Below are 14,633 nucleotides of genomic sequence, written 5' to 3' on the forward strand. Positions count from 1 at the left end.
ATAATAAGCACGATTAAAGCGAACAGGAGGGATACCACGTACGTCTGCTTCAGATTTTGCTTCGGATAGCGGGCAGACATAAACAAGGCGATTTCCGGCAGCCCCAGCCGCTTGCCGATGATAGCGAGCCCGGCAATCCATTTGTTCATCGTCCGCACGACCAGCCATAATGCAGCCAGGCAAGCGAACAACCAGACGAGATCCACCCACGCGAACCATGGGCTTTGCAGCAAGTTGGTGCCGGCATCGGTAAACGCATAATAAAGATGCAGAAGAATGCACGCGAACGCGGTCGCATCCAGCAGCCTGCGCAACCAGATTTGCCCCCGGCTGTTTCCCGTTCTCGCGCTCGAACGGCCGAGCAGTTCCAAAATTTCGCGTTTGCCCACTAGCCAGCCGGTTATGAACGTAGCCGATACTTGCACAACCAAGATGACCCCCATGGCGACCCCTATCCATAACCATGAAAAATGCGGCTCGATCGGAATCGAATAGCCGGACATCCGCTTAAGCATGTCCCCGTAATGCGCGTTGTACAACCGGACCAGACCAAGTCCGCCCATCGAGCCGAGCAGAACACCGAATCCGGCTTGGAAGAGCGTCAGCATAAACGCCTCGACGACAAACACGTTTCTGATTTGTCCGCGCGACAAGCCCAAAGCCCGCAGTATGCCGTAATATTGAGCGCGTGATTGCGATTGCATCAGCAGCAGCTGCAGCAGAAGCAACAGCCCGGCCAATATCGCGACGCTGGCAAGCAGCATATAGATGATCCCGTAGGAGCTGCGCAGGCTTCGAATTTGCTGCTCGGCTTCTCCTTTCGTGTTCTCGACCTTGAACATCCCCTTAGAGAGCGACACCGGAAACACGTTGTTGCTGTTCTCATATTGACTCGCCGCCAAAATCGAGGTGAACGTTTCCTCCGGCTGGTTCAACACCCGCCGCGCGGCGGTGATCGCCACGATTGCCGTCCCTTCGCTCGTCCCCCGCCGATAACCCGTAATGCCGTCGGGCTTGGTCAAATGAACCCGAAACAGCGATTCTTCATTCTTCGGGCCAATGACCGTCAGGGTCTGTCCTTCCGTAATGCCGTACCGGGCCGCGGTATCCTTATCCAGCACAAGATCGTCCTCGTTTAACGGCATCCCCCATCTGGATTGGTGCGGCTCAAAAGCAGCCGCCTGCTCCGCATCCAGGCCAATCAATTGAATGTGCGAAATCAATTGCGGCTCGGCGCCATTCTCCGTCCGCAACTGGACATCCCCTCGCAAGATAGGCAGCAGTCGGATGCTCACCTTATCCAGATTGGCGGCGATTTCTGCAATTTGCGGCGGATTAAACGCCCGTTGAGCCGTTTCGTCGGGAGTCAGTTCCCAGCCGATGCGACCGAAATGCTCGTTCAAGTAGACCTTCCCGCTCTCATCCAACGAGTGATAGAAGGAGAACGACAATCCGATCAGCACTGCCGCGATACTGCCGCCCAAGATCGACCATACCGTTTGCTTCCACTGTCTGAGCAGATAGTGAAGCGCCATTTTCCAAATGATTCGCGAACGCATCATGAGCGTGTTCCTCCGAGAATTTCGTAGCTCTTCACGATCCTCCCGTTGCTCATCATAATCGTCCGGGAGCTCGCCTTGGCCACGTTGGCGTCATGCGTCACCATCACGATCGTCGTATTCATCGTCTGATTGAGCATCCCCAGCAGCCCAACGATTTGCTCGGACGATTCGCTGTCCAGCGCTCCTGTCGGTTCGTCGGCCCATATGACGCGCGGAGCGCCGGCTATCGCCCTGGCGATGGCTACGCGTTGATTTTGTCCGCCGGACATTTCGGCCGGAAGCCGGTCCATTTTCGCCTCCAGGCCGACCTGCCGGAGCGCCGACGCCGCTTTGGCCTGGGCTGATTTCAACGGCTCCCCGCGGGCGAGTATCGGCAGCATAGCATTCTCCAGCGCAGACAATACGGGAATCAAATGATAGGCTTGGAATATGAATCCCATATGATGAAGCCGAAAGTCCGACAACTGCTTATCGTTCAAACGATGGATCGGCGTTTCATCCATCCAGACCTCGCCGCTATCCATCCGGTCGATTCCCGACAGCACTTGGAGCAACGTCGTTTTACCGCAACCGGAGGGCCCCATGATCGAGACCATTTCCCCCTTTTCTATCGTGAGGTTTATATCCTTCAACGCCTTGACAGAGGCATCTCCGCTACCATGGGTTTTGTGCAGATTCTGAATTTTAATCATTTGAAGTTCCCCCCTCGTTTGCTTGGATTTTCCTTACACGTTTATATTAGCAGATGGATTAGCAGATCTTATTAATAAAATGTGCAGAAGTTGTGCATTTCCGCGCGTTTGCGGTTCTGTAGGCGGGGAAGCGCGTTTCATTTCGGATCTCGGCAAAAAAACAGCCATTCGTCTGGACGATCCAAACGAATGGCCTAAGCCTTGCAACCAGTATGTTATTCCCGGAAAATTGCCGTCGCCACCCGAAAAATCGAGCCTTCGCCATATTTGCTCCGTACCTGAATCGTCCCCCCGTGCGCCAAAACCAAACTTCTCGCAATCGCCAGACCAAGGCCCATACCGCGTCCCTTATCCCGCTCGGGCGATGCCGAACTGCGGTAGAACCGCTCGAAAATATGCTCCAGCTCTTCCTCCTCGATCCCCACGCCGTCGTCTTCCACTTCTATTATGAAAAGCGAATTCTCATGCCAAACCCGCAGCTTCAGACGGAGCCTGCTATGGCGAATCGCGTTGCCCAGCAAGTTGATAAGCACCTGCTGATACCTGTCGGGGTCGACATAAACGAGCAGCTTCCTGCCGGCTTCGAATTCGAGCGTGAGCTCCTTGCCCTCTGCGCCGGGCAGCAGCAAGTCCACCGTATCCTCCACCAGCTCGCAGATATTGATCCATCGCTTTTGCAAAGACAAGTTTCCGGTTTCCGCCAGCGATAATTGTTGGAGATCCTGCACGAGCTTGGACATCCTGTATACCTCTTCGAGAATGCTGTATGTACTTTCAATATCGACCGGCGTTTGCTTTTCCAGCGCGGATTCGAGTTTCATGCGCATCAAGCTGATCGGCGTCCGCAGCTCGTGGGAGAAATCCGCTACCATCCTTCTGCGCACAACCTCCAGCTTGTTCATATGCTCGATGGCCTTGCGCAAATTCGCGCGAATAGCCGGGTCGGCCACCGAGCTGAACTGCTGCTCGTCGGGAATTTGTCCCCGGTCCAGCATGGCGGCAAAAATGTCGTTGACGGCGCGGCTTTGCGCCGCCTGTCGCCGCCGAAAGCGATAAAGGATAGCGAAGAAGCCCGCGCCGGACAGCGCGCCAACCTTCAGCGACGAGCGAAACGCTGAGATGTAGGGCTCTTTATGCGCCCAGGCAATGTCGTAGTAGCCGACGATCGCTCCCTCATGGAGAATCGGCCGATTTTCCAACTGAAAGGCATGTCCGGTTGCAACGTAGCGGGCGCGGTAAATCCGGCTCCCCGTGCGATTCGACAGCTGAAAAGCTTCGATCCGCGCCGGTTGCACGCTGACAAGCTCTTCGAACCATGGCTCAATGCCGCTCCAGCTTCGATTGGTATGATAGTAATGATAGAGCGAGCTGTCCCATAACGCTTGGAGCGCTATTGAAGTCCTGCTGGCGACCTGATTTTCCTTCCAATAAAAGTAGGGGAATGCGATCACCCCGACGAGGATGGCAAACCATACAGTCGGCATGACGTACATGCGGCTCATTTGCTTGCTTCTCCGAACTTATACCCCACGGAATATACGGTATGGATGAAAACTGGCCTGGCGGATTCCGGCTCGATTTTCTTTCGCAAATTGCGAATATGCGAGTCGAGCGTCCGCTCATATCCGAAATAAGAAATGCCCATACAGCTTTCAATTAGCTGGCTGCGGGTAAAAACTCGGCCTTGAGCGGACGCCAGAACCGTAAGCAGCTTGAATTCGGTTGCCGTAAGCGGAACGAGCGCGTCATCGATACGGGCCTCGTGCTTATGCAAATCAATCGACAAATTAAGAAACTGGATTCGGTCCGAGGAAGGAACGGCCGCCGCCTCCTTCTTGCTGCGCCGCAGAACAGTGCGAATCCTGGCAACCAGCTCCCTCATGCCGAATGGCTTGGCCATATAGTCGTCCGCCCCTATTTCAAGCGCCAGCACTTTATCGAACTCGTCGCTTTTGGCCGTGACCATGATAACGGGTATTCCCGGCCCGTTTACGATCCATTTGCAAGCGTCGAGACCAGATATACCGGGCAGAAGCCAATCCAGAATGACGATATCGGCAGGCTCCTGCCGAAGCAGCGTCATCGCTTCTTCAAACGAGCGAAAGCCCTTTACCTGAAACCCTTCTTTTTTTAAATAGTCCATGCCATTCTCGAGAATCTTCATTTCGTCCTCTACCCAAACAATCGAACAACTCAAGTTCTCTATCACCCCGGGTTACAAAAGGCTTACAAACTACTTCACACATAATCCTTTTTATGGTAAACCCTAGGAGATTGTTCGTCAAGCAGTTTCATCAGGGAACGACACGCGCCAAATTGATGTTTCCGCTTACTCAATCTTTCAACCGTCTTCTTAATCATGCCTCAAACTTTAGCTCCACCACCTGCCCGCAGGAGACGAACCCCACGTTTCGGTACACCTTGTTGGAAGCCGGATTGGCGACGTCCGCGTAGAGCGTCGGCGTCAGTCCCTCCATCTCGAGCAGGCTGCACAGCTCGCCCACGACGGCGCTGGCGTAGCCCCGTCCCCGACGATCCGGCTGCGTGTAGACGGAGTTCAGCCGCGCGTGCCGGGGGGAGCGATGCGCGATGTTCGCCATGGCGACCGGCTCGTCGTCCGTCATCCATAGGTAGAGCTCGCCGCGGCGAATGAGCGATTCCGCCGTCGGCCGCTGGCTCTCCGCATCGGACTTGCGGCCGAAGGCGTCCGCGACGAACCCGACCAGCCACCGGGCGACCGTATCGACGTCGTCCCACACCGCCGAACGCGCATAGCCCGGCACGCCGGCCGGCGGCTTCGCTATCGGACAGCTGTACGCCTCCATGCTCATATAGTGCCGATAGCTTCCCCCGGTTCGCGCTGCGTACAGCTTGGCGAATCGCTCCGCAATGCGCGCCTCGCCCGTGACGCCGGGCGGCGGATCGCCTTGGGCGATCGCGTCCGCCAAGGCGGCCAGCTGCTCCTCCAGCTCCCCGCTGTCTTGATCGCCCCACAACCAGCCGTTAAATCCGGGCGTCTGCGCATAGATGAGCGACCCGCTCGGCGCCATCCATCGAACGGATGTCTCCGAACCCGCAATGAGGTGCAGCAAATTATACGCGACCTCGTCCTTCAGAAACCGTCCGGTCAATACGTCCTCCGACGAAGCGAACGTCTCCAGCATCCCGCACTCCTCCCCATTCCGATCTGAGTTCTTTCGGCACCCTCGCTGCGCTCGCATCGCCGTTAGTCATGCCGCTTCTCCTGAAATTAGCAATATGTTAAATCCTTCCTGATAAGCCGTCAAGATGTTCTTCGTTTCGTAAGCGTTTCCATCGGTTTTTCCGATTTCATCCATTCAAAACTATGGATAACGCTCTCCGCCGATCCGATGGTACGATGACATCACCAAATTTGTAAGCGGCCCGAACGACGGACAAATCGATATGCAATCTGCCCCATTGCTCGCAACGCGCACCCGATCGGCCGCTGCACCACCACTTTCGAAAGAGGGGGCCAAAAAGATGTTGAACGAGGAATATTTAGCCTATAAACTATGGGAATACGAACGCCGAGAAGTGGAACGGAAGCTCGAGCTCATGCGCAAGCGCGGCGAGTTCGCGCACAACTTCAAGACGCGTACCCGTGTGCTTGCTTCCTATCTTCCCTTCACCCGGCTTTTCTCCAAAATCCTTTAACGACGACGTACGGCGGTGATGCAAGTGGACTTCACGTATTTGAAAACGTTCATGGAGGTCGCCCGCTGCCACAGCTTCACGAAGGCCGCGGAAAACCTCGGTTATGTGCAATCCAGCGTAACGAGCCACATCCAGAAACTCGAGAATGAATACGGCGTCGTCCTGTTCGAACGGTTCGGCCGCTCCATGCGGCTGACCTCGGCCGGCGAGCAGCTTCATGCGATTTTCGGGCAAATCTTGACGCTGTACGACGATTCCAAGCATGTCCTCTCCCGGCAGACGAAAGGCAATCTGATCATCGGCACGATCGAGTCGATGGTCGCCTTCTTCCTTCCGCCGGTCTTCCACCGCTTCCGGCAGTGTTATCCGCATATTAATTTGCAGGTACGGCCCCTAAGCGAGCAGCAGGTCATGCAGGGCGTCAAAAGCGGCGAGCTGGACGTCGGCGTCACGCTGGATTTCCCGTACGACGATGACGATCTGACCCCTATTATCGTGCGCGAAGAGCCGCTCGTGCTCGTCTCCGCGCCGGGTCATGCGCTGCACGGCCAAGAACGGCTGGAGGTCGCGGAGCTGTTCGGGCAGTCCTACATCGCCACCGAGAAAAACTGCGTCTATCGCTGTGCTTTCGAGCGCCTGCTTGCCAAGCACGGCGTCGATTACCATATCCACAACGAATTCGGCTCGCTCGAAGCGATCAAGCAGTGCGTCGGCTTCGGCCTCGGCATCGGTCTCATGCCCCACATCGCCGTCAGCCGGGAGCTCGACGAAGGCAGGCTCGTGCCGCTCGCGTTCCGGCACCCTGACATTACGTTCTACACTCAAATTATCCACCATAAACGCAAATGGCTCGATCCCGTCACCCGTCACTTTATCGAACTGGTGCGGGAACAAGGCCAGAAGACGACGTAAGCAAACGGCAAAAGCCGTCCCCGCTCCATGCGCGCGCATGACGGGGACGGCTTTTTGAATGCCGGCGGTATGCATGAAGTCTTCCAAACTCATCCGAACCAGTAAGTAATGTACACCATCGCCAGCAAACCGCCGATGAACGAATACGTCGACGAGCGCTCGAAGCCATGGCCATGGCTTTCCGGTATGAGCTCCTTATACACGATGAACATCATCGCCCCGGCTGCGAAAGCGAGCCCGACGCCGATCAAATTCTCGACGTAGCTGGCCAGCCCGTAGCCGGCCGCCGCGGCCACCGCTTCCATGAGACCGGTCAGCGTGACAATGATCAGCGACTTCAGCTTGCTCACCTTGGAATTGATCAAGAACACGGCCAGAATGAGACCCTCCGGCATATTTTGCGCGCCGATCGAGATCGCCACGAGCGGACCGAGTCCCGCGTCCTCGCTCGCATAGCTAAACCCGGTGCTGAGCCCTTCGGGAATATTGTGAATAAAGAGGGCGATGATGACCAGCAGCGACTTGCTATCGAACGAGCTCATCCGACTGCCTTCCCAAGCGTCCACGTGGGGAATGTTCTTCTCGATCATGTCCAGGATGAAAATGCCCAGCGCGATGCCGATCGTCAGCGCCAGAATGCCCGATTCTTCGATTGCCTGCGGCATTAGGCCGAACGTGGAGGCCGAGACCATAATGCCGGCTGTAAACGCGATGAGAATATCCTTCCACTTCTCCGATAGTTTGCGAATGAAGAAGATCGGGGCGGCGCCGAGGACGGTCGCCATCGCGGAGATGAAACTTCCGATAAGAGCTGCTTCCAATGCTCCGAACTCCTTTCTGATGTTCATGAAGACAAGGTGCGATATACAGCGAACGGGCCGGGGAGCGTCAGCGAGCGCCTTCCAGCCGCGCTTCACCTATTCTCCCATAGAATTATGTTCCCTCCAACCCTTTCCATGCATACCCGCTCCAAAATACCGCCAAACGGTCTACACGATCTCTTCACGCGAAGCTTACAATCCGATAATCAAAGGCAGGTATGATACCCAATAAGCAACGAAAATACATAAGAATTCAAGATAAAACATTATTTAAAGATGGATTACGTTGCGAATTTACTATTCAAAGGAGAGAAAATGATGAACAAAACGCTTCGCCTTTCCACCGCGGCTTTGCTCGCCGCCATGCTGACGCTGCCTGCCCACGCAGCCTTCCAACCGGCATCGGCCGCGGCTGCCGTCCCGACCGATGCGACCCTCCACTTGAAATTCGAGGGCAGCGCGTCCGATTCCTCCGCGACCCAGACGCCGGTTACCGCAAGCGGTTCGCCTTCCTATGTTGCAGGGCGCGTCGGCAGCGCGATCTCGTTCACCGCCGCCGGGCAATACCTCAATCTCGGCAAGACGGCCAGCACGACGTTCGGCGCCTCGACGGACTACACGGTCGCCTTCTGGATTCAATCGTCCGGCGTAACCGGCGATCCCGTCATTATCGGCAACAAGAACTGGAACTCCGGGGCGAACGCCGGCTGGATCCTATCGCTGCAGTCTAACGGCTCGATCAAATGGAACTATACACCTGCTGGCCAAACGCGCACGGATGTGACGATCTCCGGCGTCGCTGACGACGCCTGGCACTATATCGCCGTGACGCACAACCGCGACGGATCGGCGAAATTTTACAAGGACGGTCAGCTGGTCAACACGGTCAGCATCTCGGCCAAGCAGGGCAGCATCGACACGACGTACAATACGAACGTCGCGCAGGACGGCACGGGGTCGTACGGCTACGCGCTGAATGCCAAGCTCGACGAGTTCCAACTGTTCAAGCGCGAGCTGTCCGCAGACGAGATCGCTGCGCTGTACCAATCCGCGCCGGCGCTGCCGAAGAAGAAGAAAGTCCTCGTCATCGGCATTGACGGGGCGCGCCCGGATGCGCTCCAAGCAGCCAACACGCCGGCCATCGACGCGCTCGTCGCCAGCGGCGCCTACACGTGGACGGCCAATGCGAACTCGAATTATACCTGGAGCGCGACCGGCTGGTCCACGCTGCATAACGGCGTCTGGTACGCCAAGCACGGCGTGACGGACAATTCGTGGACGAACGCCAATTTCACGCAATATCCGTCGCTCATGAAGCGCGCCGAGCAGCACCAATCCGCCTTGTCCACCGCTTCCATCGTGCATTGGTCGCCGATCAACACGTCGCTCGTCGACGGCATCGATCTGGAGAAGAACGTCGCGACCGACGCAGCCGTCGTCACCGAGACCGTCAATCTGCTGCAGAACGGCAATCCCGACTTCCTGTTCCTTCAATTCGACGACGTTGACCATGCCGGCCATTCGTACGGATTCGGTCCTGCGGTTCCGCAATATCTGAGCGCCTTCCAGACGGTCGACGGCCAGATCGGCACGATCGTCAGCGCAATCAAGAACCGCGCCACGTACGCGCAGGAGGATTGGCTGATTCTGTTGTCGACCGACCATGGCGGCAAAGGCACCAGTCACGGCGGCAGCAGCGCCGAGGAGCGCACGATCTTCTTCATCGCAAGCGGCGATGCCGCGGCCAAAGGCCCGATCAGCGCGGCGACGAATCAGACCGACGTCATGGTGACGGCGCTCAAGCATCTGGGCGTACCGGTGCAGACGTCCTGGAATCTCGATGGCAAGGCGGTCGGGTTGAAATAGAAGACTAAGCTCAAATAGACCCTCATCCCGTCTTGCCCGGGATAGGGTCTATTGCTGCATACAAGGTATAATTACGGCCACCAGCCTCTTCATCGTGATCCCCGCGTGGGGTGTTAGTCTTCTGTCGGTTCGTGAACGGTTGACGCCGAACAAGCCCGCCGGTCGCCCCAAGCCAAGTTAACCAACCGGCCGAGACGCGTCTTCGCATCCTTCGCCAGCGTGCGCCATGCTCCCGTTGCCGGTGTCATCGCCACCCGTTACCCAACGAGGCGCAGCGCCTTCTCAAGCGCGCCGGTCGCGCCGAAGCCGTCATGATAATCGATCTTCTTCCCTTTCTTCTCTGCCAGCTCGCGCACCGCCCACATCGACGTATGCTTGATCGCCCCGCGCAGAATGATGATGACGTCCGCCTTGTTGATAATCCGCTGAAAATAGCTTTCCACCGATCCGCCGCCGGTCTTCCCGTCATGATGCTCCACGATGAACCCCAGCTTGTCGCCGAGCTTCTTGAACGTATCCGTCTGGCTTCCGCCGATAATCGCGACCCGTGTTTTGCTCATCATTACGCCTCCCGTTCATGGTTATAATTCGAATGTCCCTGCAGGGTTACTTCCATCTTAAACCAATATACGTAAATGTCAATCGAATTAGTCGGAAAAAGAACGAGCCTACCGCCTATTTTTTTGCAAGGGCGAAAGCCCGACCAGCCGCGGATCAGAATGGGGTAAGAATAGAAACATGGCGGTGTTTGGAGTTTGGTTCTGCCCAGCCCCAACCTAGCCTGCAACTATTCCCCCCGCCGCTTCGTTTATACCATTGGAGGTGCTTAACGATGAACAAACCCAAACAACTGGCAGCCATCCTGATGACAGCCGTGCTGGCCGTGTCGCTCGCGGCATGCAACAACGGCGGCAATAGCGCGAACAATCAGCCCGACAGCGGCAATGCCACCACGAATAACGAAGGAACTCCGCCCGGCAACGCGAGCGGCGTAACCGATCCGGCGCCGGCCGACAATCCCATCCTGCAAGGAACCGGCACATACAACGGCGCAGCCGATTCGCATACGATCGAAATCGAGACGCCGGACGGCCCGATCGCCTTCCAGCTGGGCGAATCGATCGATCCGGCCGTCCTCGATCAGCTGCAGGAGAAAGATCCCGTCACATTCGAGTATCAAGAGATGGCCATCGAAGGCGACGCGACGGCGAAGCAGCGGGTGCTGACCAAAATCGAGAAAGCGGAATCCAGCTCAGTCGGCGGCACGGAAGGCGGCGCGGTACGCCCGGAGACGACCGAGCTGACGCTCGAAATCGAGGGCAATAAGGAACAGAAGACCGCCAAGCTGGCGCATGGGGAAGGCTACTCGCTGTACATCTTCGACGAGTTGTTCAACTTCGATGCGAAGTCTGGCACGCTGTCGATGAAGAGTTTCCCGGATTACAAGGTCGAAATCGTTCAATTCCCCGTCGATTACAACCTGGATATGCTCCGGAAAGAAGCCGAAGCTGCCCTGGCCAAGATCGGCGAGGTGCGCGAGCTGAAGGGCGACGAGATCAACTCGACGATGCGCGATGCCGATCTGTTCCTGCTGGCCAGCTCCAATAAGGAGACGAAGGAAGTGATCGTGAAGGACATCGACGGCATCGGGTATCAATTCAACGTGACGATGCCGGTCGGCGAAGCGTCCGATGGCTTCGGCCCGCACGCGTTCGCGTCGCTGAACACGATTGCCAAAGAGTAAGCTGCGGGAGGAATAACGCAATGAGAATCGTACGCGCATGCGCGGCCGTCCTGTTGGCAGGCGTACTGCTCGCGGGCTGCGGCGCCAAGTCGTCAACCGGCGGCGAGACGTCCGTCGAAGGCGATAAGCCCGGCCAATCGACCTCGGGTTCGGCCGGGGGCCAGACTCAAGCCCCTTCTCCGGTCCCCGCGGATCCGGAGAAGGTCCAATCGTTCCTCGCGGAGACCAGCTTCAAGAACGGCGACATCTATCTTGACGGCGGGAAAGTTCATATCAACGTGGTCGGGTTGGACGAGGACATCGAGCGGCAGTTTGCCGTGCGTTTTACGTCCGGCTCCTATGCCCTGCACGACGTCGATTTCTCCATCGGACAGTTGGAGGAAGCGCAGCAGAAGCTTCATGACGCCGATCCCGATAACGAGCTTGGGATCTATGGCACGAGCATCGACATCATCGGTAACCGGCTGGACATCACCCTGCCCGAGGAAGCCGCGGACAGCGTGGCCCGGATTGAGAAGATCGTCGGCAAGGAGATCGCCGACATTCAAGTAGCGCCGCTGGGCGAGCCCGAAATCAAGGCGACCATTGCCGAAGTAGACGCGAAAGGTTCGCGGATTCTTGTACAGGAACAAGGCTCGGCGGAGCCGAACTACTGGTTCTCGTTCGAGGAACGGTCGGTTCTCGTCGACGAGCAGGGGGCAGCGGTTCGATTCGACGCCCTGCAGATCGGCCAGTCCGTTCACATCTGGACGACCGGCATGATCCAAGATTCGTTCCCCGCTCAGGGCGTCATTCGCCGAATCGCGATCGTGCCCGAGCCGGCCAATCCGTCATCCTAAGCCTGCAAACGGCAAAAAGTGGCCTGAGAATAGCAAATGGCGTCACAGGGATAAGACCCTGTAACGCCATTTTTTGTGCATGTGGAGGCCATCTTAAGGTAGTAGTCACGTACTTCCCTTTTGAGACGGCTCTTTTGTTTGGCTCCATAAAGATGTTACGCGCCTTGCAAGCGGAACGCTTCCGCCAGCAGCTCGTAGGAACGGCGCTTCGCCTCAAAATCGTAGACGATCGTGGCGACCATCATCTCGCTCGTCCCGTACGCGTCCGCCAACCGCAGCAGCTCGTACTTGACCGTCTCCGGCGAGCCGACGACGATCCGTTTGCGGTTCTCGCGCACCCGCATCATTTCGACCGCGGTGTACGGATACGCCAGCGCCTTCTCCGGCGGCACGACGCCCTCGGACAGACGGCCCTGCTCGAGCTGCAGGAACTGGTAGTCGAAGCTCGACGCCAGCCGTTCCGCTTCCTCGTCCGTCTCGGCGCACACGGCGAATATGCTCACCATCGCCTGCGATTCCCCACCCGAGACGTTCGGCTGGAAGTGATCGCGATACGCCTTCACCGCATACGCCCCGCCGGCGCCGTTAATGAATTGCGCGAACGAGAAGGAGACGCCCTTCTCCGCGGCCAGACCCGCGCTGTCGCCGCTCGAGCCCAGCAGCCAGATCTCGGGCGCCGCCCCGATAACCGGCGAGGCGATCAAGCCCGGGAAGCGATGGTTCTCCTGCGGCACGATATCGAAATAATGCAGCAGATCGTCGACCTGCTGCGGGTAGCGATCGATGCCGCCCATCCGCCCTTCCTGCAGCGCGCGGGTCGCGACCGGCATGCCGCCGGGCGCACGCCCGAGCCCGAGATCGATCCGCCCCGGATAGAGCGCCTCCAGCAGCCGGAAGTTCTCGGCCACCTTGTACGCGCTGTAATGCGGCAGCATGACGCCGCCCGAGCCGACGCGAATCGTCGACGTATGGGCCGCAACCGCCGCGATCATGACCTCCGGCGACGAATGTCCGAGCCCCTTCGTGCTATGATGCTCCGACATCCAGAATCTGTGGTAGCCGAGCCTCTCCGTCAGTTTCGCCAATTCAATCGTATCCTGCAGTGCTTCCGCCGCCGATTTGCCCTCCGGCACGGGCGTTTGATCCAATACGCTCAAGCGCAGCATGGCCATTGCACCTCCATCTTCGTTGACAACGTTACATATCACTCACGAAAATAAAGTATATATAACTTTCGCACAAAAATCTATCGATTGGCCTAATCGGACGCCTCTGTCGCTACTCAGCCGAATCCTTCTTCTTGCTCCCCCACTGAAGGTGCGCAAGCTTCCCGCCTCGGCCGGACGCTTCGATCAGCTCCGCCAGCCGCTTGCTCCGCGTTGCCTCCCGTTTGGCGCCGGATACCCACCACAGCGCCATTTTCCGGTATGAAGCCGCCATCTGCTCGAACTGCGTCCACGCGTGGTCGCTGGCGCGGAACAACCGTTCCTCTTCCTCCGTCAGCGAGGCCGGCTTGTCCTGCTCATGCGCGTAGATGGAAGACTTCGCCTCCTTGCGCAGCTCGTACGCCCGAAGCCCCTCCGGCCGCATGCGCCCTTCCTCCGTCAGCTCCGCTACCCGCTTCATGTTGACCGCGCTCCAGATGCTGTCTGGCTTGCGCGGCGTGAAGCGGATCATGTACCGCTCGGCGTCGATGCTTTTGCGCAGCCCGTCGATCCAGCCCAAGCAGAGCGCTTCGTCGACGGATTCCGGCCACGTCATGGTCGGCTTGCCGGTCCCCCGCTTGTAATACCCGACCCACTGCACGCGCTGGCGCTCATGATTGTCGGCCAGCCACTGCCGGAACGCGGCGGGCGATTCGAAAAATATCGGTTCTCCTTCGTCTTGACGCGCCATGGCGAGCCCTCCTTGGACGACTTAATCCGCGATCAGCCACTCGAAGCGGACGCCCGTCAGCTCCGCGATCCGCTCGACCTGCTCTGGCGTCGCGCAGCCGATCAGTCCGTCCGAGCCTTCCCACGCATAGCACGTGAACCGAAGTCCCGTGCCGGCCTGCGCTAGCAGATGCTCGAACCCGACGAAGATGTTCGTGTCGGTCCAATCGCCATCCACCGCGAACTCCCACATATGCCGCTGTTCTTGGTAGGTAAACGACAGATACGCGCGTTCGTTCTTCGCATCGAACTCGTCGGCGATATCCGTAATCGCCAGCGCGCCGCCCGATAGCCGGCACAGCTCTGCCGCGATGGCCGCGTAATCGCCCGGCCCGTGGATACTGGCCATGTCGAAATGCCAGATCTGGTCCGACATCGGCACGCCTTCCTCTACGGTGCCCCCCATGACGATCAGCAGCGTCTCCGCGTCGTCGATCGTATCCGCCGCTTCCCGGATATCCGCCGGCACCTCTTTTCGCAGGGCAATCCCCGCTTCTTCAAATTGTTGGCGCAACGTCGTCATCATTTCATTCCTCCGCTTTCCCGCATCGGCCCTTATCGGGCAAAAACAAAGCCGGCACGACC

14 protein-coding genes and 1 pseudogene are annotated in these 14,633 nt (G+C 57.9%); 5 read left to right on the top strand and 10 right to left on the bottom strand.

Annotation, left to right across the window (positions count from 1 at the left end; translation table 11 throughout):
- Positions 1-386: 386 nt before the first annotated feature.
- The 5 genes and pseudogenes from ACFSKT_RS16380 to ACFSKT_RS16400 all read right to left on the bottom strand — a co-directional run.
- Positions 387-1,562, bottom strand: a pseudogene (locus tag ACFSKT_RS16380) (FtsX-like permease family protein); the annotation flags it as partial.
- Entirely contained in the window at positions 1,559-2,254 is a 696-nt protein-coding gene (locus ACFSKT_RS16385) for an ABC transporter ATP-binding protein (protein ID WP_377717959.1), read from the bottom strand. The gene ACFSKT_RS16385 and the pseudogene ACFSKT_RS16380, both read right to left, overlap by 4 nt.
- Positions 2,255-2,469: 215 nt before the next feature.
- Positions 2,470-3,756, bottom strand: coding sequence for a sensor histidine kinase (locus ACFSKT_RS16390; RefSeq protein ID WP_377717960.1), 1,287 nt, complete (start codon positions 3,754-3,756; stop codon positions 2,470-2,472).
- Complete coding sequence (locus ACFSKT_RS16395; RefSeq protein ID WP_377717961.1) at positions 3,753-4,451, bottom strand: response regulator transcription factor; 699 nt, start codon at positions 4,449-4,451, stop codon at positions 3,753-3,755. Before ACFSKT_RS16395 ends, ACFSKT_RS16390 begins: the two co-directional genes overlap by 4 nt.
- Positions 4,452-4,611: 160 nt before the next feature.
- The gene (locus ACFSKT_RS16400; RefSeq protein ID WP_377717962.1) at positions 4,612-5,418 is read right to left on the bottom strand and encodes a GNAT family N-acetyltransferase; all 807 of its coding nucleotides are present in this window, start codon (positions 5,416-5,418) and stop codon (positions 4,612-4,614) included.
- A gap of 340 nt (positions 5,419-5,758) precedes the next feature.
- On the opposite strand from ACFSKT_RS16400, the gene ACFSKT_RS16405 reads away from it, so the two are divergent.
- A complete protein-coding gene (locus ACFSKT_RS16405; RefSeq protein ID WP_377717963.1) occupies positions 5,759-5,932 on the top strand; it encodes a hypothetical protein in 174 nt (57 codons plus the stop codon).
- Positions 5,933-5,950: 18 nt separating this feature from the next.
- The gene (locus ACFSKT_RS16410) at positions 5,951-6,844 is read left to right on the top strand and encodes a LysR family transcriptional regulator (RefSeq protein ID WP_377717988.1); all 894 of its coding nucleotides are present in this window, start codon (positions 5,951-5,953) and stop codon (positions 6,842-6,844) included.
- Positions 6,845-6,933: 89 nt separating this feature from the next.
- On the opposite strand, the gene ACFSKT_RS16415 is transcribed toward ACFSKT_RS16410, so the two are convergent.
- Positions 6,934-7,665: a ZIP family metal transporter gene (locus ACFSKT_RS16415; RefSeq protein ID WP_377717964.1), complete on the bottom strand. Its 732-nt coding sequence runs from the start codon at positions 7,663-7,665 to the stop codon at positions 6,934-6,936.
- 318 nt (positions 7,666-7,983) lie between these two features.
- Between ACFSKT_RS16415 and ACFSKT_RS16420 the strand changes: the two genes are divergently transcribed.
- Positions 7,984-9,531, top strand: coding sequence for an alkaline phosphatase family protein (locus ACFSKT_RS16420; RefSeq protein ID WP_377717965.1), 1,548 nt, complete (start codon positions 7,984-7,986; stop codon positions 9,529-9,531).
- A 257-nt stretch (positions 9,532-9,788) separates the two neighbouring features.
- On the opposite strand, the gene ACFSKT_RS16425 is transcribed toward ACFSKT_RS16420, so the two are convergent.
- A complete protein-coding gene (locus tag ACFSKT_RS16425; RefSeq protein WP_377717966.1) occupies positions 9,789-10,091 on the bottom strand; it encodes a DUF2325 domain-containing protein in 303 nt (100 codons plus the stop codon).
- 272 nt (positions 10,092-10,363) lie between these two features.
- On the opposite strand from ACFSKT_RS16425, the gene ACFSKT_RS16430 reads away from it, so the two are divergent.
- Positions 10,364-11,275 (top strand): hypothetical protein, encoded by a 912-nt coding sequence (locus ACFSKT_RS16430; protein ID WP_377717967.1) that lies wholly within the window; start codon positions 10,364-10,366, stop codon positions 11,273-11,275.
- Between the two features lie 20 nt (positions 11,276-11,295).
- Positions 11,296-12,114 (top strand): DUF3221 domain-containing protein, encoded by an 819-nt coding sequence (locus tag ACFSKT_RS16435; RefSeq protein WP_377717968.1) that lies wholly within the window; start codon positions 11,296-11,298, stop codon positions 12,112-12,114.
- A 155-nt stretch (positions 12,115-12,269) separates the two neighbouring features.
- Here ACFSKT_RS16435 and ACFSKT_RS16440 read toward each other — a convergent pair whose 3' ends face one another.
- The 3 genes from ACFSKT_RS16440 to ACFSKT_RS16450 all read right to left on the bottom strand — a co-directional run bounded on the left by ACFSKT_RS16440 (position 12,270) and on the right by ACFSKT_RS16450 (position 14,574).
- Positions 12,270-13,280 (bottom strand): LLM class flavin-dependent oxidoreductase, encoded by a 1,011-nt coding sequence (locus ACFSKT_RS16440; RefSeq protein WP_377717969.1) that lies wholly within the window; start codon positions 13,278-13,280, stop codon positions 12,270-12,272.
- A 112-nt stretch (positions 13,281-13,392) separates the two neighbouring features.
- Positions 13,393-14,010 carry a YdeI/OmpD-associated family protein gene (locus ACFSKT_RS16445; RefSeq protein WP_377717970.1) on the bottom strand — a complete coding sequence of 206 codons (618 nt, stop codon included), beginning with the start codon at positions 14,008-14,010 and terminating at the stop codon, positions 13,393-13,395.
- A gap of 21 nt (positions 14,011-14,031) precedes the next feature.
- Positions 14,032-14,574 (bottom strand): hypothetical protein, encoded by a 543-nt coding sequence (locus ACFSKT_RS16450; protein WP_377717971.1) that lies wholly within the window; start codon positions 14,572-14,574, stop codon positions 14,032-14,034.
- Between the last annotated feature and the right edge of the window lie 59 nt (positions 14,575-14,633).

It is taken from the genome of Paenibacillus xanthanilyticus, assembly GCF_042682185.1.
GTDB classification, from domain to species: domain Bacteria; phylum Bacillota; class Bacilli; order Paenibacillales; family Paenibacillaceae; genus Paenibacillus_Z; species Paenibacillus_Z xanthanilyticus.